The following is an 18,789-nucleotide window of genomic DNA, read 5'->3' as shown; positions in this document are numbered from 1 at the left end:
GAACGAATTATCCGCATTTGCCGATAATATTTTCGGTATGCTGGGACTGGCTTTCGCCGTTCTGTTCATACTGGTGCTGTTTGCTGTCGGATTTGCCTTTTATCCGATTGCCAGCTCTGTCGTGGCCGTTCTGTTTGTTATCGGCCTTTTTTTTAGACAAAATAATACCCTATGCGCGCATAGAGTAGGCTTTTACGCGCATAGGGTATGGGTTTTTCGCGTATCGCTCAATGGCTAAAACGCCTTGCAGCCAGTTTTTCCGCATCGTTGATTCAGATACATAAAATCTTGACGCGGCTTGTTTGGCAAACTGATTTTTGCTTAACCCGCTGTCTTTGTACTCCCGTATCGCCTGTGCTTTTAGTTTGTTTGTTTTTGCGTGTCGGGCAAGCGCGGCTTTTCTGTTGGATTCTTTTATCAATTGTTTTTCTTTTGCTGCTTCCAGCGCGGCTCTCTGTAAGTCGCGCCGCGCTATTTCTCTACCTTTTCTTTCGATTTCTACCATCGGCGGCTTGTATGTTTTCTTGGGCTTTGCATTCTCGGCCTTCAGCTTTGCGATAATCTCATTTTCTAAAATAACAACATCACCGCTTGGCGTGTGGTGTTTCATGCTTTCGTATATTTTTAATTCATTTTTGGCCCGTGCTAATTCCAATTTGCTGTTTGCAAGGCTTTCTCTAAGCTGCTTGTTATCGTTCTCTACTATTTGAACCTGCTTAGATGCTCTTTTTATGTGTTGTTCAAGTGTCTTTTTATGCTCCCTTTTAAGCCTTTCTGCTTTGTCTTTCTCTTTTTGCGCTTCATCTCTCAGTCGTTTGGCCTTTTTGTGCATCTCTCTGGATTCTTTTAAATTTCGCTCTATTTCAGATACCTGCTGCTCTGATATTGTTTTTTCTTTCTTTTTTGTGGAGGGTATATGTAAACAATCTTCTTATCCTGCTCTTGTCTTTTCAATATCTTCCGCTACGTCATAGATGCTGAAACTATGCCCGCTCTCAGCATATTCCAAAAGATAACCGTAACTTCCCCATTGATTCATTTTTTCACTCCCGATAACTCAAAAAATACTTTCAGACGGCCTTAAACTGCAAATGGGTTAAACAGTTCGGTCTTAGTGTTTCTAAAATCCGCCGTGTTGCGTGTTACCAATGTAAGGCGGTGCTGTATGGCTGTTGCCGCTATCCGTGCATCGTTTTCAGGGGCTGGGTTGGGGGTGTGAAGTTTGGCGCAAATAGCGGCGGTGTTGCGGTCTATGGGCAAGATGCGGCCTGCGAACATTTCGGCCATTACTGCGCCATACCATGCCCGCAATGCCGCTCCTTGTGTTTGGTTTTTGCGCTCCATCAGCAAAATGCCCCGCTCAAGCTCCATCACAACAATAGGGCTGGTGTAGAAAACGCCGCTGTCGGCGGTGGCAAGCCAAGAGGTAAGCCCTTTGTCTGCCGTGCCGCGTTTGATTTTCCGCATCTCGCTGATTATGTTGGTATCCAGCAAATACACAGTTATTCCCCTAAATCGGCATTACGCCGCTGCGCTTGGCTGCGTGGCGGTATCTCAAGCTCTATATCGGCAGCATCAGAGCTGTCTATTTGCATCAGTACATCAAGCGCGCTTTTCGGCCTGCCTGCCAGTTGCCGATAATCGTCATAACTCAATAACACATGCGCGGGCTTGCCCCTGTTGGTTATCACTAAGGGCGCGCTGTCGGCTTCCCGCATGGCGCGGGTGGTGTAGTGGTTAAACTTCCTGCTCGTCATAATCTTTTCCATTATCAAACTCCTGCGTTTGTTTTGGATTAATGTTATTACCTTAATTTAATCCAATGCAAAGCAACGGCATATTATGCCGCCGACAAAAAAGCGGTAAAAATCCCCGCTGCTTCGGCGGGGTTGCCGGTATTTGGGATTGCGGGGCAATGATGGGCGGTTGTTAAAACCTACACAACATCAGCTTCTTTCTGCATCAATCAGGGCTGGGGCGGTGTTGTACCGCTCACGCAAATAGCCTGAATACCATTGCATCATTTCTACCCGTTGCGGCAGATATTCCGTGCGGTGGTATGCTGCCCTTACCTTGTTTTGTTCCACATGGGCAAGCTGTCGCTCGATTACATCGGGCGGGAAACCGTTTTCATTCGGCACATCGGCAGCCGGGCTGCGGAAACCGTGCGGCGTGGCAATGCCCTTGTATCCCACGTTAATGATTTTGCCTGCGGTGTTTTCGCTGATGTGGCCGTCTGAATGGGTGCGGCTGGGAAACAGATAACAACCATGCCCCGTTGCGGTGTGTAGGCTTTCCAGTAGCTCTAAAGTCCAATCAGACAAGGACACAATATGCGTCGCCCGCATCTTCATCTTTTCGGCGGGAATAACCCATAGCCGCTTGCTGATCAATTTCTTTCCATTGTGCAAAGCGGATATTGCCCGCCCGCACAAAGGTAAGCATGATTAGCATCATGGCTATGCGGTTTTCTTGGCGCATCGGTTCACGCATTTAACGGTGGTAAAACTCTGTGATTTCACTTTGCGGAAAGGCGGGCCGGTGTTTGACCTTTTCACGTACAATCACGCCGCAAAGGGCAAAGGCAGGGTTCTCTGCGGCATTGCCCGTCTGAATGGCGTAATTGAAAACGGCCTTGATACGTTGCAACACGCGGGCGGCGGTTTCAGGTACCCCACGCGCTTCTACCGCCTTACCGTTTCCAGCTGTAACGGGGCTTTGATTTCGGTAACGGGGTGCTTTCCAAGCATCGGGAAAGCGTCTGTTTCCAAAGAATACAACACGCGGGCGGCATGGTTGCTTGTCCAGCGGGGCAGTTGGTTTTTATGCCACTCGCGGGCGATTTTTTCAAAGCTGTTTCCGGTGGCGGCCTGTCGTTCCTGCTTGGCCCCTGTTGCTTGGCGGCAGCTGGGCTTGCCCTGCGAAGCAAGCGGCGGGCATTTTCGGCGGCTTTGCGGGCTTCAGACAAAGAAACGGCGGGATATTTGCCGATTGAAAGTAATTTCTCTTTTCCGTCTATGCGGTATTTCAGCCGCCATAACTTGCCGCCCGCTGGTGTGACCTGCAAAAACATACCCCCGCCGTCTGCCGGTTTGTACGGTTTCTCGGCGGGCTTGGCGTTCTTTATTTGGCGGTCGTTTAACGGCATTTTGGGGTATTTTTTAGTGGTATTTTCAGATATCCCAAATATATCTCCGTTTTTTTGGTTTATTCAATTAGACGGGATTTTACTGTATTGGATAATAAAGGCCGTCTGAAAATGCCCTTTATCGGGCTAAAATCCTTGCTGTGCTTGAATCTTGGTTTATGGCATTAGACGGTGTTAGACGTAAAAAAACAGCCCGAAAATTTGGGCGACATCGAGACTTAAACTTTGCATTTAACATATTGATTTATATAATAATGAAACTATTAAAAACAAAAAGTACCGTAAAAAGTACCGTAAATTTGCGCAAGTCAAAGCGTTTTTAGTCTGATTCTGTGGTTTTTGTGGCGGTGGGGCTGGTGTTTTCAGACGGCCTTATAAGCCTGCCAGTTGGTCGGGGTGGCAGTTATACACTTCGGCCAAAGTTTCGCGGGTTTTGGCCTGTGGGCGGCTGCCCTGTTTCTCAATTTGGCTTAATGCCGCCTGCGTGATGCCTGCCCGTTCGGCGGCTTGGCTTTGGGTAAGGTTACGGTATATGCGCCATGCGGCGGCGGGGCTTACGTTCTGCTCTAGGATAATTTCTACAATTTCATGCGGTAATGCTGCGCTGGGGCTTCCGTCCATCTCGCCCGCTTCTACGGGGATACTTTCCCATATTTCGCCTGCTTCGTCTATTTGTGCCTGCCCTTTGGCAAGGCGGTTAAATTCTTCTACGGATAATACGACAAATGCGGGTTTGCCGTCTGCGCCGTTTAATAACTGGATATTCATGTGATGGCCTTTCAGGGGCGGGATATGCCCCGCTGGATTAGTTTTTATAAACGGATTGCCGCGTTTCTACCTGCTGGATTTCGATAATGTGCGGTTCTTGGTTTTTCTGCCATTGAAATATCAAACGGTGGTTTCCTATCCTTAAGCGGTAGGTGTCGGCCATTCCTGCCATTTTCTTTATATCAGCTTCCACATCGGGAAAAGCTGATAAGGCTTTGGCCTTGCTGGAAATGGCCGCTCTGTTTTTCGGGTCAATTTTCAAAAGCTGTTTAGTGGCTTTGGGTGTCCAAAATACTTTAGGCATGATTAGCTTATGTTTTCTTAAATTTCTCTTATATTATAAGATTTATTATAAATAGTGGCAATTTTTTACTTATTAAACGCCCTAAAAAAACATTGCTATATATGCAAAACACTGCGGGAATGGCGGGTATGCGGGTATGATGGGGTTAAGGTGTTGATATTAAATGATTAAATCATACCCGATATAAAAAAATAGGCGGGTTGGTGCGGGTATGGGGTGCGTCTTTACATTATAAGTTTATGATTATAAAGCCATACCCGCACATACCCGCTCATACCCGCGTTAATTTATGTAAGCGGGTATGCGTGAAACCCTTATAAATAAAGGCTTGCGGGGGTGTTTTTAATTGCATACCCGCCATACCCGCTGATTTTTCGTTATCCTGTATAGGGAAAAATTTTTTATGAAATAATTTGATGATTTTTTGGTAAATCATTTCCTGATAGGAAACAATAAGGGGCGGGCTTGGGTAATATAAGTTTTAAAAAGGCCGTCTGAAACAAGGGGTAATTGTTCAGACGGCCTTTTTTGTATTTGGCAGTTTAGGGCTTTTCTGCCGTTTGCGGTGGCTTGGCCGTAAACGTCATTTGTACCCCCAACGCGTGTAATACTTTGGTAATGGTATCAAAGCGGGGTTTGGCATTGGGGGCTAGTGATTTGTATAGGCTTTCACGGGATACCCCCGCATCTTTGGCTACTTGCATTATGCCCCGCGCTTTGGCGGCGGTATTGATGGCCTGTAACAAAATATTGTTGTCGTTTGCGTCTATGGCTTCTTCTGCCGCCGCTTCCAAGAATAAGGCTATGTCTTCTTCGTCTTGCAAATAGCGGGCGGGGTCAAATGGGGTAATGGTGGTTTTAGTCATGGCTTAATTCCTGTTTGATTTGGTGGGCGCGGGCTATATCGGCTTGCTGTGTGCCTTTGTCGCCGCCTATCAGCATAAAAATAACGGTATTGCCGCGTATGGTGTAGTAAAGGCGGTAGCCTTTTCCGTCTGTTATTCTCATTTCGCTTATTCCGCCGCCTATGGCTTTATGGTCGCCTAAGTTGCCCAATTGGGCGCGTAATAGGCGGGCGGCAATCTTGGCTTTGGCGCGTTTGTCTTTTAGGGCGGCAAGCCATGTTTCAAAGTGGTTTGTGGTTTTGATTTGGTATTCCATATATTGATTATGTATCCGATTGGATACATTGTCAATGCGTATGCCCTGCCGTTTCAGACGGCCATAAAAAACACCAGCGGCGGGGCTGGTGTCGGGTTGGTTTTCTGCCGATAAACCTTCTTGGCTTTGGCGCGTTTGTCTTTTAGGGCGGCAAGCCATGTTTCAAAGTGGTTTGTGGTTTTGATTTGGTATTCCATATATTGATTATGTATCCGATTGGATACATTGTCAATGCGTATGCCCTGCCGTTTCAGACGGCCATAAAAAACACCAGCGGCGGGGCTGGTGTCGGGTTGGTTTTCTGCCGATAAACCTTAAGGGCTTTCAGACGGCCTATTGTTCGGCTTGGTTGTCGCTGTCTTGGCTTGGCGGCTCTATGCCTACCAGCACATAAAAACGTCCTTTGCCATAGCGTTTGAATTGCCAGCGGCTGTCTTTTCCATCACGTTTCAGCCATTTAATACCGAAAAGTACATTACAAGTCTTGTTTGTTTCAAAACTTTTGGATATTTCGTTTTCAAATACGGCGGGGATTATCCAAAATTCGTCTAAATGCGCCTGTTCTTTGCGCTTTCGATAGCCTGCGTGGTCTTGATTGGTAAATTCGCTGTTCCAATCCACAAAGCGCATGGATTCTGCGTAAAGTTGCATGAAGTCTATGGCCTGTTTGATGATTTGGTTGTCTTCATATTTGCCTGTGCCTGTGCGGCTGTGCCATGCGTCGAAACATTGCTTGATGCCTGCCATGCCTACCCCTGCGCCTAAGCCTGTAATGCCGTGCTTGGCAGCCAGTTCCAAAGCGGCGGCGGTTATGGCAAAGCGTAAGGCAACGGTGCGGCTTTGGCCGTCGGTATCGGGCAACATGGCCATAAAGTCGGCCATTATAGCGCGGGCTTCGTTGATGGCTTTAGGGTCTTCCAATAGCAGGCGGATAAGGGCGCGGCCTGCTGTGCCGTGGTATCGGGCGGCGTGGGCGGTAATGGCTTCGCTTAAGGCTGCGCCTTTTTCGTGGCCGTGTAGGGTGTCAAAAATGCCTAAGCCTTTGCCTGCGTCGCTGGGAATATCGGGCAGGCGGGCGGCTTGGCCTGCGTTCCATTCTACGCCCGCCGTTCTTAGAAAGCTGTTTAGGGGCTTTTAGCCTGTGGAAAGTATGAAAATGCGCCAGCGGCTTAATTCTCGGTTGCCGCCGTCTTTTGCGCCCTGTACTTTGGAAACGCCGTTAATCACGGAATAGGCGGTTTGTGCTACGGCTTTGGCGTTGGCTTGGCCGATTTCGTCCAATACCAGTAAGCCGTCATTGCGGGCGGCGGCGGTGTTGGTAAAGCCTAAGCCTGTACCTGTCCATGTCAGCATAAGCGTTTCAGGGTTGCCCCATACGGATAATGCGGCTTTGGCGGCGGTGGATTTGCCGTCGCGTGAATCGCCGAAAAGGTGGAATCCCCCTGCTTCGATATTCAACAGACGGGCAAGCGGGGCGGCTAGGGCGGTGCCGATTGCCAAGCATAAGCGGCTGTTGCCTGCCATATAGCAGGCTATGCCTTGCTGCCAGTCTTCAAGGCTGCCGCTTTCGGTGTAGCTGTCGGCCTGTGATTTGTCGCCGTTGTAAATCACTTTGGCGGGCTGTTTTTTGGCGGTTATGGCTTCGCCGTTGGGCAGGATATAGGCTGTATTGTCGGCACACCAGCCCGCGCGGTTGGTTACGGTGTAGCGTTCGTTGCTGCCGTCGGTTTGCAGATAATCGGCCAGTAATTCGCGTTTTCTGCGGCTTGCCATGATTGTAATGCAGTGTGATTGCAGGCGTTGCCAGTTTACGCCGATTTCGGCCATCGGCAGGGCTTCTATGCGGGCTTTGCGGGTTACGGCATCGCGCCAGCGGATAATGCGGTAATGGCTGCCCGTTTCGTCTGTGCCGCGCCCGATAAGCTCGATTGGGTCTGCCAGTTTCAGCGGGGGTTTTTCGTGTACTTCGCCGTGTTTGTCGGTTTCTACGGCAATGTAAAAAACGCCGTTTTTGGTGCATTGGAAATGCGGGCGCAATTCTGCTTGTTCAAACTCGGCAAGGGCGGCGGCCTGAATGGTTTCGGGGTTGGTGTCGGCGGTGTTGTCGTGTATGGTTTCGTTTTTCATGATGGTATTCCTGATTTTTCCTGTTTTGGGCGGCCTGTATCGGCTGCCCTTTTTGTTTGCTGGTGTATTTCAGATGGCAGGCGGGTAAATCTGCGCTGTTTGGGGTGTTATCCGCTTAGGTAAGGGGGTGAAGCCGTCTGAAAGGGAAACGGGCTGAAAACGCAAATACGGCGATTTACGGCGGGGCGGTCTGTTCGTCTTGGCGGCGGTTCAGTTCGTCCAAAGCGTCAAAGCCTGCCGTTTCGGGCTGCCATATCCGCGCCTTGATGCCTGCCTTGATGGCTCTTACTGCCAAGCTGTGGGCGGCTTTAATGCCCGTGCGGTTGTCGTCATGGTCGGCACAAATAAACAGTTCCTGCGTTTCAGACGGCCATATAAACGAAGCCATGCCGTAAGCGGATAAGGCGGCAACGGCGGGCAGGCCGAAAAGGGCGCGGGCGGCAAAGGCGGTTTCTATGCCCTCGGCCACAATCAGGCGGCCTTGTGCGTCGGGTTGGAAAAGGTGTACTGCTGCGCCTTTCAGGGCATCGGGTAAGCGGGATTGCATCTTTTTTGCGGGCAACGGCTCGCCTGTGTGCGGGTGGTGGATATTCAGTTTGGTAAAGGCGGGGGCATGGTTGCCGTTTTCGCCGTATGGCTTGGTATAAACCGCATCAAGGTAGGTTTTATGCAAGCCCTGTAATTGGTCGTCGGCGGTGGTTACGGCGGCCAGCATGGCGGGGAAGTGGCCGATTAACAGCGGCTTGGCCGCTTGGCCGTCGGTGTCGGTTGCCCATAGGGGTAAGGCTGCGTGATAGCGGATATTTAAGGCCGTCTGAAAAGCGGTATCAGGTATGCCCCGCCCGTGCAGGTATTGCGCGGCGGGGTCTTGGCCGCTGATGGGTACGGCTTCGTGCCATAGATTCAGCAAAGCGGCCTGTTTGTCTTTCGGCGGGGCGGCGGGCTTGGCAGGGGGCAACGGGGCGCGGGGCCGGTGTTGCCCTGCTTGGCCGTCTGAAAAACCCAATAAGGCGGCGGTTTCGTTGGCGGCGGTGGCAAAGTCGTAGCCAAACACCAGCATCAATAAATCAAAACCGCTGCCGCCGTCGGGGGTGCATTGGTTGCAGATAAACGCGCCCGTGCCTTGATAGTCGGTGTAGCGGTAACGGTCTTTACCGCCGCAATAGGGGCAGGGGCAATGTTTGCGGGGGTTAAGGTATTCACGGGGAATGCCAAGCGCGGCATGAATTTCAGGCCAGCGGCCAGCGGCGGCGGCTTTCAGGTCGGATAGGTCGTAACGGCGGTTATTCATGGCCTGCCCCGCTTTCTGATACGGGTTCATACACTACGGCGGCAAGCGGGTTTTCCGTCCAATCGGCAGGAATGGCGGCGGTTTGGCTGGTGTGGTGGCGGGGTGTTTGGCTTTGGCCGTCTGAAACGGTGTTTATCAATATGGCAGGCGGCGCGGTGTGGGCGCGGGCGGGTTTGGCGGTGCATGATGAAAATGCAAGGGAAACCATGCAGGCGGCTAATGTGCCTGTGAAAATGGCGGCGGTTTGGGCAGCTTTAACGGCTTGCTTGTCTTGGCGGGTTGTCATGGCGTTTGCCTTTCGTGTGCTGCCTGTTGCCGTATCCGTTCGGCAGGCGGGTAAATCTGCGTTTTTTGGGGCGTTTGCCGTTTGGGTAAGGGGTAAGCCGTCTGAAAGCCCGAAACGCAATATGGCGCGTTTTTAAACGGGGTTTAAACGGGGTCTTACGTTTCTTTCGGGTGCAGAAAACCCGCCCTTGCCGTTTTACGGGCAGGGCAAGGCGTTTTAAAAAGGGGGATGTTTAGGGATTGGGGGCGGTTTCAGACGGCCTTTAGCAGTTTGGCCATTCTTCGCCGTTGGGCTTTTGTGCTGCCTGTTTGGCGGCATTTTCCGCATCACGGCGCAATGTGGTGCGGTTATGCTCAAGCGTATAATTGATACCCGCCATTTCTTGCATGATTTGGCCTGTAATGCTCAAGGCGGCGCATAAGGTGTTATCGTCTTGGTTGGTGTAGTCCATATTGCAGGCGGCAAGGTCTGATACGGTTTTGCCCATATAAAGCAAAGTGCAGTTGATTTGCTCTTGTAAAACAACGGTGTCGGCTTCGCTTAATTTGCCGTCTCGTTGCCATTGGCTGATTTGGTTTGAAGCAATGGCTAAAAATGTGCCTATGCCGTCATGTTGTAAATTGAATAAGGGATTTTGTTTAGATTGCGGCGCGGCGGCCTGCTGGGTTTGATTGACTGTTGTCATGATGTTTTACCTTTCTTTCGGGTCTTTCCGCCGCCGCTCACGTTCTCACGCGTGGGGCGGCAGACAAAGGGCAAAGAGTGAGAAACTGGCCGAAAGTACCAGTGGGCATAAAGCCCGCTTTGCCCCCGTCTGCCATTGCAAAAGGTAAAACAAGGGGGAATGCAAGCAAGATAAAGGCCGCTGATATTCAGGCTATCGGGTAGCTCGGATATTCGGCGCGGCTTGCTTGGCCTTTCGTTTCAGCTTCTCACGGCTGGTTACTGGATTTACAGTAACGCAGCTATTATTGCCCTGCCGTGGGCGGGTGTCAAGCGCATTTTATGCTTAATGGGTTTCGTGTTGCATGGCGGCTACATTATCGGCGCGGCGGCTCTATGCCTGTAAAACGATTTCCTGCCCGCCCTTAATGATTTGCAGGCCGTTTATCGGGCGTTTGGCTAATGCGGCGGCATCGGCCAGTACGGCGGTTTTATTGATTTCTTCCTTTACGCGTATCAGGCGGGATAGTCGGCGGCGTTTGAGTTCGGCAATTACGGTTTCTGTATCGCTGCTTATCTGTACGGAATCGCGCCCGCTGCGCCATTTGATAAAGCCCGTGCCAATGGCTGCGGCTTTGCCTTTGCCGCCTGTAAGCTCGGTTTGATGGGCGGCGGCATAGGCTTTGATGCGGGTTTCCAGTTCGGCCATGCGCTCGGCCAATGGGGCGGTTTCGCTGTCATGTTTGGCTTTCAGGGCGGCCAGTTTGCCCGCTTGTTTATTTTCGGCCTGTTGCATTTGGCGGTTGATTTCCTGCCATTCGGCAAAGGCTGCTTTCAATTCGTCGGGTGTGGTAATGGCTGGTGTGTTTTGCTGGGTCATAAATCTTCCTTTTTAATTAAAATCAAATGGTTATGTGTTTGATTGAGTTGCACTAATCCCGCCCCTGCCGTTTTACGGGCGGGGCTGGGGTGGGGTTGGGGGGATTGGTGCGGGGTTTCAGACGGCCTTGATGCTTGGCCAAACTATTGTTTAATTTGAATATCTCTCAAAACCTGTTTGTCTTTTATACATCTTGGAATATTGAAAAACTTAGCACTTGACATTGCAAAGGCAAATGTAAATTTGTTTGCGGCATTTTCCCCGATTACTTCAATAAGTTTTTGATGAAGCAATCGGCCTGCGGCCGTTTTGTTCTTGCCGATAGGCAGATTAATGCCGCGATATTTTTCAAATAATTTCAATGCCATATCTTCCCCGATTACCACGCTTAACTTGTGGAACGCTTCGGGCATATAGTCAATTACCAAATGCAGGTTTTCTTTTGTAATTTTAAAATCTTTCATGATTTTCCCTTGTGGTGTTCGGTTAAACGCTTGGCGGCCAGTTTTTCAATATAGCTGTTAATTTCACTTTCAAGCCAGCCTGTCGCGTTAGCTGAAACTTTAAACGGCTGCGGAAAATCTGCGTCATAGTGGCGGCTCTTGGGATTGGATTTGTACCAAACAGCAGCAGTTGAAATACCTAACCGCTTAGATACCTGCTTTACTCTTAATACGGTTTGTTGTGTCATGGCTTCCTTCCAGATTTATGCCGTTACATTGCTTTTTTCAGCATAAAACGAACGCCAAAATAAAATCAATTAAAGCATTTCACTAAGTAAAGATTTTGTTTATATGATTGATTTAAAAAAAATATAAATATTAAAAAATAAATAATAAATGATTTTGTCATGATAGCGTTTTTTTAAACGGGGTCTAAACGGGTTCTAAACACTCTTTTGCGCTGGTTTTGTCATGTTAAAAAAATGTTTGTCGGTATAATTTACTTTTACCAGCTACTTTTTAACCTAGAAATGCTTATTTCTGTGGCAAAAAGCCCTGCTGCCTGAACCTAAATTAACGCTCTGAAAATTTTTCAGATGCTCTCTTTTGGCATATTTTTGTCGGCAAAAAGCTGCTGATATGAAAAACACGGTTTTTTGGCCGTGTTCTTTTATTTTTTGGGTGGGGGGGGGTGCTAATTTTATGCCTGCCGCCCGCTGATTTTTTGATAGCTAAAATTTATCAGATTTACCCCTGTCATTTTCATTTTTTCTTATCAAAAATGATAAAAAAATGATTAAATTATGATTATTTTTCATCATTTCTAAGCAGAAAAATTGCATAAATTCCGCCCTGTGCGGCCAGTATTCCGCCCGATTGTAGGCGGCGCGGATTTTGTCTTTAGGCACATGGGCAAGCTGCCGTTCTATGGCATCGGGGTTAAAGTCCTGTTCGTTTAATACGCTGCTTGCCAAGCTGCGGAACCCGTGCGGCGTGGCCGTGCCTTTGTAGCCTAGCCGCTCGATAATGCGGTTTAGGGTGGCTTCGCTGATAAAGCCTGCTGTTTTGGTGCGGCTGGGAAACAGATAAGGGCTGCCGCCCGTGATGGTGTGCAGTTCGGCCAAAAGCTCAAGCGGCCAGTCGGCCAGCGGGATAACGTGGGCGCGGGGTAGTTTCATGCGCTCGGCGGGGATTGTCCAAGTTTTGGCGGCATGGTCGATTTCTTCCCATCTGCCGCCGCGTAACTCGGTGCTTCGCACAAATACCAACATAATCAGCAAAACGGCTATACGGTTTTGCGGCTCAATATCGGCCAGTAGCAACCGTCTGAAAAACTCGGTTAGTTCTTCACGCGGCAAGGCGGGCAAATGGCGGGTTTCTGCCTTTGCCAAAAATCCCCGCAATGGGGCGGCGGGGTTGCGGTCTGTGATTTCCAGCATGGCGGCATAGCCGTAAACGGCGGCTATCCATTGCCTGATTTTTTCGGCGGTGGCGGGCGCATTACGGGCGGCTATCCGCTTGATTACGGCTTTTACGTCTGCTACGGCTATGCCGTCTATCTGCAAGCCGCCGATATGCGGGAAAACGTCTTTTGCAAAGTGATTGAGAATGCGGGCGGCATTGTCGGGCTTCCAGCGGTGCAGGTTTTCGCTATGCCATCGGCGCGTTATTGCTTCAAAGGTATTCAGTAGGGCGGCCTGCCGCTCTTGTTTGGCCTGTTGCTTGGCTGCACTGGGGTCTTGCCCTGTTACAATCAGGCGGCGGGCGTTTTCGGCGGCTTCTCGGGCTTCGGCTAGGCTGATAGTAGGATAAATGCCGATTGCAAGCGTTTTTCTCTTTCGGTCTATCGCATAATCAAGCCGCCAGTATTTGCCGCCGTTGGGTTTAACAAGCAAATAAAGGCCGCGCCCATCTGCCAGCTTATAAGGCTTCTCGGCTGGTTTGGCGTTCTTTATTTGGCGGTCGTTTAACGGCATTTTTACGGTACTTTTTTAGTGGTATTTTCAAGATACCGCAAAAGATACCGTAAATTTTTGATTTATTCAATTAGTCTGTATTAGACGGGATTAGAAGATTAAAACCATCTGAAAACATTGGCAATCAGCCTGAAATCCCCGCCCCGCCTGCATCTTGGTTTATGGTATTAGACGGTGTTAGACGTAAAAAAACAGCCCAAAAATAGGGCTGTTTTCTTTTGATGGTGCCGACATCGAGACTTGAACTCGAACGACCTAAGGTCACTACCCCCTCAAGATAGCGTGTCTACCAATTCCACCATGTCGGCAAAAAACTATATTGTAAAAATTTAATTTCGATACCCGAATGCTTCTATATAATTATTGATTTGAAGAAGCAGGAGTTTGCGGCGTAGATTGTACGGGTGCACTTGGCTGTGTTTGTGCCGGCCGGCTCTGTTGCACATTGCTGAAATCCAAGCCGTGTTTGCCTGAATGGGTATTAATATAAACCATAGCCACACAGGTGGCGAAGAATACTGTGGCAGCGATAGCGGTACTGCGGCTTAAAAAGTTGGCGTTACCGCCTGATCCGAATACACCTTGTGCGCTGCCGCTGCCCGAGCCGAATGTGGCACCTGCATCTGCACCCTTGCCGTGCTGCATCAAAACCAGCACGATAACAGCCAAAGCGGCGAAGATGTTGATAATCCAAAAAACGGTTTTATAGGCTTCCATGATTCTTATGATTCTTGTGCGGCACAGATAATGGCGGTAAACGAGTCGTAAGACAGGGATGCCCCGCCCACCAATGCACCGTCTACATACGGTACGGTGAAAATGTCGGTCGCGTTGCCGGCGTTGACGCTTCCGCCGTAAAGGATTCGGATATTAACATCGTTGCCGCACAATGACAAGATTTGTTTGTGTATAAAAGCGTGCATATCAGCAATTTGCCCGGTGGTGGCAACTTTGCCGGTGCCGATGGCCCATACCGGTTCATAAGCTACAGCGATGTTTTTCGTGTGTAAACCTTCTAAAATCGAGAGCTGGTGGGCGATTACTTTTTGTTCATGCCCTGCTTCACGCTCTTGCAGGCTTTCGCCCACACACAGCAGCGGAGTTAAGCCCACATTTAACACGTTTACCATTTTTTGGCGTTGGATATCGTTTTTTTCGCCGAAATACAGGCTGCGCTCGGAGTGGCCGATCAATACGATATCCACGCCGATGTCGGCCATCATCTCGGCAGACACTTCGCCGGTATAGGCACCGTTGTCGGGGAAGCGGCTGACATCTTGAGCGCAGGTGAGAATGCGGTTGTTGAGTACAATCTGCATGGCATTGTGCAGTTGCAGCAGGTAAACGGTGGGGGCGGCTAAGCCGATAACCACTTGGTCGGCCGTGGGCATGATGCGGAAGCGGTGCATCAGTGCGTTATTGTTTTGCAGGCGGCCATTCATTTTCCAGTTACCGATAACCCATTTTTTATCCCACATGGTTTTGGTGTCCTTCGTTTACTTCGTAACGTTTCGGATTTTAACGCACCTTGCGGTAAAAATGTAGTGCGTTGTAATGGATATTGCACCAACTGGCGGGTGGATACATGTTTGGAGCTATGGGTGTGGGCAGACCGTCTGAAACTGTTTCAGACGGTCTGTCAAGATTATCTTTTGGCTGTCGGTTTCTGCATCCAAATCGGTTTTGTATTCGATAGTGCCGCAATTGTTATGTTGGTTTTTTAATGGTCGGCTGCGTGCCAGGGTTTTTGTGCGCCGGCGTGGAACGAGGGTTTTTTGCCGCCCCAAAGCGTGTCGATATCGTAAAAGTCGCGTACGGCGGGCAACATAATGTGCACCACTAAATCGCCCGCATCAACCAGCGCCCATTCGCCGCTGTCTTGGCCTTCGCTGCCGAGGATTTCAAAGCCGGCTGCTTTTAAGTCAACGGCTACGTTGTCGGCCAAGGCTTTCACTTGGCGGCTGCTGTCGCCGCTGGCAATAATCATGCGGGCAAATAGGGAGGTTTTCTCTTGGGTTTCGAGCACGGCGATGTCTTTGGCTTTGATGTCTTCAAGCGCGTTTACGGCGGTTTCTACCATTGTTTGAAGGGCTTGCAGTTCTTGTGGGTTCATTTCCGGTTCCTGTTTGTGGAAGTTGTGTTCAGATGGCCTGAGGCTGTTGCCGGCCAATCAGGCCGTCTGAAAAATGGTTAGCGGTAAAGGTTGTGCCGTGCGATATAGGCTGCGACTTGTGTGTCTATCATCCCGGCGGTACTTTCGCTGTGGCGCAGCCGGCGGCGGATTTCGGTGGAGCTGATGTTGCAAGGCGGTGCTTGCAACAGTTGCAGGCTGCCTTTTTGCAGGGCTTGACCCAGCCAGCTTTGTAATTCGCGCGGAACTTGGGCCAGGCTGCCGCCGGTGCGGACGGCAACGGCCATATGGGTTTGTTTGACTAGGGTCTGCCATTTTTTCCAGGTGTGCAGTTGGAGCAGGTTGTCGCTGCCGATCAGCCACCATAATCGGGCGGTGGGGAATTGCTGGCGGAAGATCTGTATGGTGTCGAAGGTGTAGGTTGCGCCTTTGCGGACGATGTCGCAGTCGCTGACGGCAAAACGGCTGTCGGCACAGGCAGCCAATTCGGTCATTGCCAAACGGTGCTTTGCGGGTGTGCGGGTGTTTGCTGTTTTGTGGTAAGGGTCGCCTGCGGGCAGAAACACTGCCATATCCAAATTTAATTCGTTGGCGAAGGCGCGGGCGATGTGCAGGTGGCCGTTGTGGGGCGGGTCGAATGTTCCGCCGAAAAGTCCGATATTTTTCATGAAATCAAGTTGATATGGGGCATTCGGCAGTGCCGTTTACAATCACGGTGAGTTTGCCGGTGGTGGGGTGGATAACGAGGCCGTGAACAGCAACGTTGTCGGGCATCAGCGGGTGGCGGCGGATAAGGCCGACCGTGTGGCGTACGCTTTCTTCTACGTTGTCAAAACCGGTGAGCCAGCTGTCTAAGTCGATACCGGCGTTGCGCAAGGTGGTGATGCGGTCGTTGGGAATGCCGTTTTGGTGGGCGCGGCTGAGAAATGTGCCGGGGTTGAGGCCGCGCATACCGCAATCGTAGTGGGCGATGACCATGATTTCTTTTACTTTCAGCTCGAATACGGCTACCAGTAGGCTGCGCATCACGGAGCCCCACGGGTGGGTAACGAGGGCGCCGGCGTTTTTAATCAGTTTGGCATCGCCGTTTTTCAGCCCCAGCGCACGCGGCAGCAGCTCAACCATGCGTGCGTCCATACACGATAAAATCGCGAGTTCGCGTTCGGGAAATTTGTTGGTAAAAAATTGGGCGTATTCTCCTGAATCCACAAATTCCCGGTTGAAATTCAAAATATGGTCGAGTTCGCTCATGTCTGTTTCGGCAGCTTGGTGGGTGCGGCCATTATAGCGGTTTCGGAGCCGGTGTGTGCAGAAGGCCGTCTGAAAGCCGGAATACTCCAAAGTATCGGATATGGCAGATTAATGCATAGCGGTATGGCATTATGATATGGATGCGTTTTGCTGTATGGTTTGCGCCATCAAAGCTTGCCATCTCGGCTCTTGGAATTTTACCCGTTATAGAAGCGGGGATAATAAGCATCTGTTTTAAATAGAGCTTACACAACCGGGTTTGTGCGCTGCAAAACCCGGTTTTGCAATTTCCAACCGCTTTGCTTTAAGAAGGTGGCGGCCGATGCTCCTAGCGGCATCGGCCGGCCGTTTTTGGCGGTAAAGTGAAACCTGCTTTATTTGGTTAGCGGGTGGGCGCTCGGGCCGTATTCCAAACGGTATTCAGACGGCCAAACAGTCGGCATCCGGCTTTGATAGGGGAGGGTATCGTGCATCCATTTTATTTTCGTTACGGCGTTGTTGTGTTTTATGTTCAATAGGGAGTGATTTTGTCGACTGCTGAAGCGGCAACAGAACCGGCTATGTGGTATTGATACTTTCTACAGCTTGTTGCTTTGTGCCGAAAATAAAGTCAGGCCGTAGCAGCATATTGGTTTTTCAGACGGCCTGATATTGTTGCCACATGTTTGTGTAAATTTGAAAACACTTAAATATTCCGCCCGGCTGCAGGCATCTAAATTATTTTTTAAAAACAAAAAAATAATTGGATTAAAAGGCTTGTATTGCAAGTGAACCAATCCGGCCCTCTGCAGCGTTGTTACGGCTTGCTGCACGGTATCGAAACACTCATCTGCGCATTAATCCGCCATCTTAATGTTTCACTTTTTACCGGCTGTTTAAGCTTTATCGTGCAGCTTGGCGGCATACAATGTGTTTTCCAGCAAAGTGGCGATGGTCATCGGGCCGACGCCGCCGGGCACGGGAGTAATCATCGATGCGCGCTCTTTGGCGGTGTCGAATTCTACATCACCGCATAATTTGCCGTTATCCAAACGGTTGATGCCCACATCGATAACCACCGCCCCGGGCTTAATCCATTGGCCTTTCACAAAGTTCGGAATGCCTACACCGGCCACCACGATGTCGGCAGCAGCCACTTCGGCGGCAAGGTTTTGGGTTTTGCTGTGGCAGATGGTTACGGTGGCGCGTGCCAGTAAAAGCTCCAACATTTGCGGGCGGCCCACAATATTCGATGCGCCCACCACCACGGCTTTTTTACCTTCGGGGTTAATGCCGTAGGCTTCGAGCAGCGTCATCACACCTTTGGGGGTGCAGGGGCGCATCAGCGGCATTTTCACCACCAAACGGCCGACATTGTAGGGGTGGAAGCCGTCCACATCTTTGTGCGGCGCAATGCGCTCGAGCACAGCCTGGCTGTCGATTTGCTTGGGCAGCGGCAGTTGCACCAAGATGCCGTCCACCTCGGAATCGGCATTTAAACCATCCACCAGTTGCAATAAATCTTCCTGGGAAGTTTCAGCGGGAAGCTCGTAGGAAAGCGATTTGAAGCCCACTTTCCCGCAAGCCAGTTTTTTGTTGCGCACATAAACCGCGCTGGCCGGGTCATCGCCCACCAACACCACCGCCAAACAAGGAGGGCGCAAACCGGCCGCGCTGCGTTCGGCGGTTTGTCGGGCGACTTCTTCTAAGCGTTGCCGGGAAATTTCTTTGCCGTTAATCAGTTGGGCAGTCATGGCTGGGTTATCCTTTGTGGTGCGGAGAGTTTGTGAAGAGCGCGGATTATCGCATTTTCGGCGCAGTTTTTCACTTGTTTTCTGCAGCCTTTGCCGGGTGCCGGCAAGGCAGATTGCTTTAAATCGCAAAACAAATGAAACAGATAGCATAAGCAAAAAGTTTTTGCCGGCAGCGGGGCTTGACGTTTGCTGCCCATCTCGGTATAGTTCGCATTTCTCGTCGGGGCGTAGCGCAGTCTGGTTAGCGCACCTGTTTTGGGAACAGGGGGTCGTGAGTTCGAATCCCACCGCCCCGACCAGGTCCCGAACAAAACAAAGCCCGATAAGGCGCGGACACTGCAACGCGCCCGTAGCTCAACCGGATAGAGCACCCGCCTTCTAAGCGGGCGGTTACAGGTTCGATTCCTGTCGGGCGTGCCAGATAAAAAGTTTTCCTGTGGTGGCTGTAGCTCAGTTGGTAGAGCCCCGGATTGTGATTCCGGTTGTCGTGGGTTCGAGCCCCATCAGCCACCCCAAATCTTAAAAAAACCGTGTATGCGTTCATACACGGTTTTTTTATCTCTGCTTTTCAGACGGCCTGCCAAGATTTCGGCCGTCTGAAAAGCCGTTGTGCCGGCTTTTCCAAAA

Annotated in this window: 25 protein-coding genes, 4 tRNA genes and 1 pseudogene; 4 read left to right on the top strand and 26 right to left on the bottom strand. The window is 50.4% G+C overall.

Annotation, left to right across the window (positions count from 1 at the left end):
* Positions 1 to 169: 169 nt before the first annotated feature.
* The 14 genes and pseudogenes from H7A79_RS09650 to H7A79_RS09570 form a co-directional block, all read right to left on the bottom strand.
* Positions 170 to 832, bottom strand: a complete 663-nt coding sequence (locus H7A79_RS09650; protein ID WP_186999913.1) for a hypothetical protein — start codon at positions 830 to 832, stop codon at positions 170 to 172.
* A gap of 248 nt (positions 833 to 1,080) precedes the next feature.
* Positions 1,081 to 1,500 carry a type II toxin-antitoxin system VapC family toxin gene (locus H7A79_RS09645; RefSeq protein ID WP_186999912.1) on the bottom strand — a complete coding sequence of 140 codons (420 nt, stop codon included), beginning with the start codon at positions 1,498 to 1,500 and terminating at the stop codon, positions 1,081 to 1,083.
* A 2-nt stretch (positions 1,501 to 1,502) separates the two neighbouring features.
* Positions 1,503 to 1,769, bottom strand: a complete 267-nt coding sequence (locus tag H7A79_RS09640; protein ID WP_135037280.1) for a type II toxin-antitoxin system prevent-host-death family antitoxin — start codon at positions 1,767 to 1,769, stop codon at positions 1,503 to 1,505.
* A 177-nt stretch (positions 1,770 to 1,946) separates the two neighbouring features.
* Positions 1,947 to 3,148: pseudogene (locus tag H7A79_RS15305) on the bottom strand (tyrosine-type recombinase/integrase).
* A 372-nt stretch (positions 3,149 to 3,520) separates the two neighbouring features.
* Positions 3,521 to 3,916, bottom strand: a complete 396-nt coding sequence (locus H7A79_RS09615) for a helix-turn-helix domain-containing protein (protein WP_187000096.1) — start codon at positions 3,914 to 3,916, stop codon at positions 3,521 to 3,523.
* Positions 3,917 to 3,953: 37 nt separating this feature from the next.
* The gene (locus tag H7A79_RS09610; protein WP_187000095.1) at positions 3,954 to 4,220 is read right to left on the bottom strand and encodes a type II toxin-antitoxin system RelE family toxin; all 267 of its coding nucleotides are present in this window, start codon (positions 4,218 to 4,220) and stop codon (positions 3,954 to 3,956) included.
* 271 nt (positions 4,221 to 4,491) lie between these two features.
* On the bottom strand, positions 4,492 to 4,656 hold the full coding sequence (locus tag H7A79_RS09605; protein ID WP_181792178.1) for a hypothetical protein: 165 nt from the start codon (positions 4,654 to 4,656) through the stop codon (positions 4,492 to 4,494).
* A 106-nt stretch (positions 4,657 to 4,762) separates the two neighbouring features.
* Complete coding sequence (locus H7A79_RS09600) at positions 4,763 to 5,086, bottom strand: addiction module antidote protein (RefSeq protein WP_085363837.1); 324 nt, start codon at positions 5,084 to 5,086, stop codon at positions 4,763 to 4,765.
* Complete coding sequence (locus tag H7A79_RS09595; RefSeq protein ID WP_085363836.1) at positions 5,079 to 5,381, bottom strand: type II toxin-antitoxin system RelE/ParE family toxin; 303 nt, start codon at positions 5,379 to 5,381, stop codon at positions 5,079 to 5,081. The genes H7A79_RS09600 and H7A79_RS09595 overlap by 8 nt, the downstream gene beginning before the upstream one ends.
* 53 nt (positions 5,382 to 5,434) lie before the next feature.
* Entirely contained in the window at positions 5,435 to 5,578 is a 144-nt protein-coding gene (locus tag H7A79_RS09590) for a type II toxin-antitoxin system RelE/ParE family toxin (RefSeq protein WP_187000094.1), read from the bottom strand.
* A gap of 136 nt (positions 5,579 to 5,714) precedes the next feature.
* Positions 5,715 to 6,302 (bottom strand): hypothetical protein, encoded by a 588-nt coding sequence (locus H7A79_RS09585; protein WP_246407860.1) that lies wholly within the window; start codon positions 6,300 to 6,302, stop codon positions 5,715 to 5,717.
* Positions 6,303 to 6,515: 213 nt separating this feature from the next.
* Entirely contained in the window at positions 6,516 to 7,508 is a 993-nt protein-coding gene (locus tag H7A79_RS09580; protein WP_246407858.1) for a DUF927 domain-containing protein, read from the bottom strand.
* Between the two features lie 175 nt (positions 7,509 to 7,683).
* The gene (locus tag H7A79_RS09575) at positions 7,684 to 8,799 is read right to left on the bottom strand and encodes a DUF7146 domain-containing protein (protein ID WP_187000093.1); all 1,116 of its coding nucleotides are present in this window, start codon (positions 8,797 to 8,799) and stop codon (positions 7,684 to 7,686) included.
* Positions 8,792 to 9,085, bottom strand: a complete 294-nt coding sequence (locus tag H7A79_RS09570) for a hypothetical protein (protein WP_187000092.1) — start codon at positions 9,083 to 9,085, stop codon at positions 8,792 to 8,794. The genes H7A79_RS09575 and H7A79_RS09570 overlap by 8 nt, the downstream gene beginning before the upstream one ends.
* Here H7A79_RS09570 and H7A79_RS09565 point away from each other — a divergent pair.
* Positions 9,084 to 9,221 carry a hypothetical protein gene (locus tag H7A79_RS09565; RefSeq protein WP_187000091.1) on the top strand — a complete coding sequence of 46 codons (138 nt, stop codon included), beginning with the start codon at positions 9,084 to 9,086 and terminating at the stop codon, positions 9,219 to 9,221. The genes H7A79_RS09570 and H7A79_RS09565 overlap by 2 nt on opposite strands.
* 126 nt (positions 9,222 to 9,347) lie before the next feature.
* On the opposite strand, the gene H7A79_RS09560 is transcribed toward H7A79_RS09565, so the two are convergent.
* The 12 genes from H7A79_RS09560 to folD all read right to left on the bottom strand — a co-directional run bounded on the left by H7A79_RS09560 (position 9,348) and on the right by folD (position 18,162).
* Entirely contained in the window at positions 9,348 to 9,770 is a 423-nt protein-coding gene (locus tag H7A79_RS09560; RefSeq protein WP_187000090.1) for a hypothetical protein, read from the bottom strand.
* Positions 9,771 to 10,142: 372 nt separating this feature from the next.
* Complete coding sequence (locus H7A79_RS09555; protein ID WP_187000089.1) at positions 10,143 to 10,628, bottom strand: host-nuclease inhibitor Gam family protein; 486 nt, start codon at positions 10,626 to 10,628, stop codon at positions 10,143 to 10,145.
* Positions 10,629 to 10,771: 143 nt separating this feature from the next.
* Positions 10,772 to 11,092, bottom strand: a complete 321-nt coding sequence (locus H7A79_RS09550; protein ID WP_187000088.1) for a hypothetical protein — start codon at positions 11,090 to 11,092, stop codon at positions 10,772 to 10,774.
* Positions 11,089 to 11,319 carry a helix-turn-helix transcriptional regulator gene (locus tag H7A79_RS09545; RefSeq protein WP_187000087.1) on the bottom strand — a complete coding sequence of 77 codons (231 nt, stop codon included), beginning with the start codon at positions 11,317 to 11,319 and terminating at the stop codon, positions 11,089 to 11,091. The genes H7A79_RS09550 and H7A79_RS09545 overlap by 4 nt, the downstream gene beginning before the upstream one ends.
* A gap of 483 nt (positions 11,320 to 11,802) precedes the next feature.
* A complete protein-coding gene (locus tag H7A79_RS09540) occupies positions 11,803 to 13,047 on the bottom strand; it encodes a tyrosine-type recombinase/integrase (protein ID WP_187000086.1) in 1,245 nt (414 codons plus the stop codon).
* Positions 13,048 to 13,269: 222 nt separating this feature from the next.
* Positions 13,270 to 13,355, bottom strand: a tRNA-Leu gene (locus tag H7A79_RS09535).
* Between the two features lie 52 nt (positions 13,356 to 13,407).
* Complete coding sequence (gene secG, locus H7A79_RS09530; protein ID WP_135034942.1) at positions 13,408 to 13,764, bottom strand: preprotein translocase subunit SecG; 357 nt, start codon at positions 13,762 to 13,764, stop codon at positions 13,408 to 13,410.
* A gap of 5 nt (positions 13,765 to 13,769) precedes the next feature.
* Entirely contained in the window at positions 13,770 to 14,525 is a 756-nt protein-coding gene (tpiA, locus tag H7A79_RS09525) for a triose-phosphate isomerase (RefSeq protein WP_135034940.1), read from the bottom strand.
* Between the two features lie 242 nt (positions 14,526 to 14,767).
* On the bottom strand, positions 14,768 to 15,160 hold the full coding sequence (gene rsfS / locus H7A79_RS09520; protein ID WP_187000085.1) for a ribosome silencing factor: 393 nt from the start codon (positions 15,158 to 15,160) through the stop codon (positions 14,768 to 14,770).
* Positions 15,161 to 15,237: 77 nt separating this feature from the next.
* Positions 15,238 to 15,846: a nicotinate-nucleotide adenylyltransferase gene (gene nadD, locus H7A79_RS09515; RefSeq protein ID WP_135034936.1), complete on the bottom strand. Its 609-nt coding sequence runs from the start codon at positions 15,844 to 15,846 to the stop codon at positions 15,238 to 15,240.
* A 4-nt stretch (positions 15,847 to 15,850) separates the two neighbouring features.
* Positions 15,851 to 16,429, bottom strand: coding sequence for a beta-class carbonic anhydrase (locus tag H7A79_RS09510; protein ID WP_135034934.1), 579 nt, complete (start codon positions 16,427 to 16,429; stop codon positions 15,851 to 15,853).
* 875 nt (positions 16,430 to 17,304) lie between these two features.
* Entirely contained in the window at positions 17,305 to 18,162 is an 858-nt protein-coding gene (gene folD / locus H7A79_RS09505) for a bifunctional methylenetetrahydrofolate dehydrogenase/methenyltetrahydrofolate cyclohydrolase FolD (RefSeq protein ID WP_187000084.1), read from the bottom strand.
* A gap of 221 nt (positions 18,163 to 18,383) precedes the next feature.
* Between folD and H7A79_RS09500 the strand changes: the two genes are divergently transcribed.
* The 3 genes from H7A79_RS09500 to H7A79_RS09490 all read left to right on the top strand — a co-directional run bounded on the left by H7A79_RS09500 (position 18,384) and on the right by H7A79_RS09490 (position 18,677).
* Positions 18,384 to 18,461, top strand: a tRNA-Pro gene (locus H7A79_RS09500).
* Between the two features lie 44 nt (positions 18,462 to 18,505).
* Positions 18,506 to 18,582 (top strand) — tRNA-Arg (locus H7A79_RS09495).
* A gap of 19 nt (positions 18,583 to 18,601) precedes the next feature.
* Positions 18,602 to 18,677 (top strand) — tRNA-His (locus tag H7A79_RS09490).
* Positions 18,678 to 18,789: the final 112 nt, after the last annotated feature.

Origin of the sequence: Neisseria musculi (genome assembly GCF_014297595.2) — a bacterium.
GTDB lineage: Bacteria > Pseudomonadota > Gammaproteobacteria > Burkholderiales > Neisseriaceae > Neisseria > Neisseria musculi.
The sequence above is the reverse complement of the archived record's forward strand: the minus strand, read 5'-3'. Positions and strand labels throughout refer to the sequence as shown.

Coding starts and splice junctions, on each gene's coding strand:
- H7A79_RS09605 (WP_181792178.1), bottom strand. CDS start 4,656: ATGATTTACCAAAAAATCATCAAATTATTTCATAAAAAATTTTTCCCT.
- H7A79_RS09510 (WP_135034934.1), bottom strand. CDS start 16,429: ATGAGCGAACTCGACCATATTTTGAATTTCAACCGGGAATTTGTGGAT.
- H7A79_RS09570 (WP_187000092.1), bottom strand. CDS start 9,085: ATGACAACCCGCCAAGACAAGCAAGCCGTTAAAGCTGCCCAAACCGCC.
- rsfS (WP_187000085.1), bottom strand. CDS start 15,160: ATGAACCCACAAGAACTGCAAGCCCTTCAAACAATGGTAGAAACCGCC.
- H7A79_RS09550 (WP_187000088.1), bottom strand. CDS start 11,092: ATGAAAGATTTTAAAATTACAAAAGAAAACCTGCATTTGGTAATTGAC.
- H7A79_RS09615 (WP_187000096.1), bottom strand. CDS start 3,916: ATGAATATCCAGTTATTAAACGGCGCAGACGGCAAACCCGCATTTGTC.
- H7A79_RS09540 (WP_187000086.1), bottom strand. CDS start 13,047: ATGCCGTTAAACGACCGCCAAATAAAGAACGCCAAACCAGCCGAGAAG.
- H7A79_RS09650 (WP_186999913.1), bottom strand. CDS start 832: ATGCACAAAAAGGCCAAACGACTGAGAGATGAAGCGCAAAAAGAGAAA.
- H7A79_RS09595 (WP_085363836.1), bottom strand. CDS start 5,381: ATGGAATACCAAATCAAAACCACAAACCACTTTGAAACATGGCTTGCC.
- H7A79_RS09565 (WP_187000091.1), top strand. CDS start 9,084: ATGGCGTTTGCCTTTCGTGTGCTGCCTGTTGCCGTATCCGTTCGGCAG.
- H7A79_RS09640 (WP_135037280.1), bottom strand. CDS start 1,769: ATGGAAAAGATTATGACGAGCAGGAAGTTTAACCACTACACCACCCGC.
- secG (WP_135034942.1), bottom strand. CDS start 13,764: ATGGAAGCCTATAAAACCGTTTTTTGGATTATCAACATCTTCGCCGCT.
- H7A79_RS09600 (WP_085363837.1), bottom strand. CDS start 5,086: ATGACTAAAACCACCATTACCCCATTTGACCCCGCCCGCTATTTGCAA.
- folD (WP_187000084.1), bottom strand. CDS start 18,162: ATGACTGCCCAACTGATTAACGGCAAAGAAATTTCCCGGCAACGCTTA.
- tpiA (WP_135034940.1), bottom strand. CDS start 14,525: ATGTGGGATAAAAAATGGGTTATCGGTAACTGGAAAATGAATGGCCGC.
- H7A79_RS09610 (WP_187000095.1), bottom strand. CDS start 4,220: ATGCCTAAAGTATTTTGGACACCCAAAGCCACTAAACAGCTTTTGAAA.
- H7A79_RS09575 (WP_187000093.1), bottom strand. CDS start 8,799: ATGAATAACCGCCGTTACGACCTATCCGACCTGAAAGCCGCCGCCGCT.
- H7A79_RS09545 (WP_187000087.1), bottom strand. CDS start 11,319: ATGACACAACAAACCGTATTAAGAGTAAAGCAGGTATCTAAGCGGTTA.
- H7A79_RS09580 (WP_246407858.1), bottom strand. CDS start 7,508: ATGAAAAACGAAACCATACACGACAACACCGCCGACACCAACCCCGAA.
- H7A79_RS09560 (WP_187000090.1), bottom strand. CDS start 9,770: ATGACAACAGTCAATCAAACCCAGCAGGCCGCCGCGCCGCAATCTAAA.
- H7A79_RS09590 (WP_187000094.1), bottom strand. CDS start 5,578: ATGGAATACCAAATCAAAACCACAAACCACTTTGAAACATGGCTTGCC.
- H7A79_RS09555 (WP_187000089.1), bottom strand. CDS start 10,628: ATGACCCAGCAAAACACACCAGCCATTACCACACCCGACGAATTGAAA.
- nadD (WP_135034936.1), bottom strand. CDS start 15,846: ATGAAAAATATCGGACTTTTCGGCGGAACATTCGACCCGCCCCACAAC.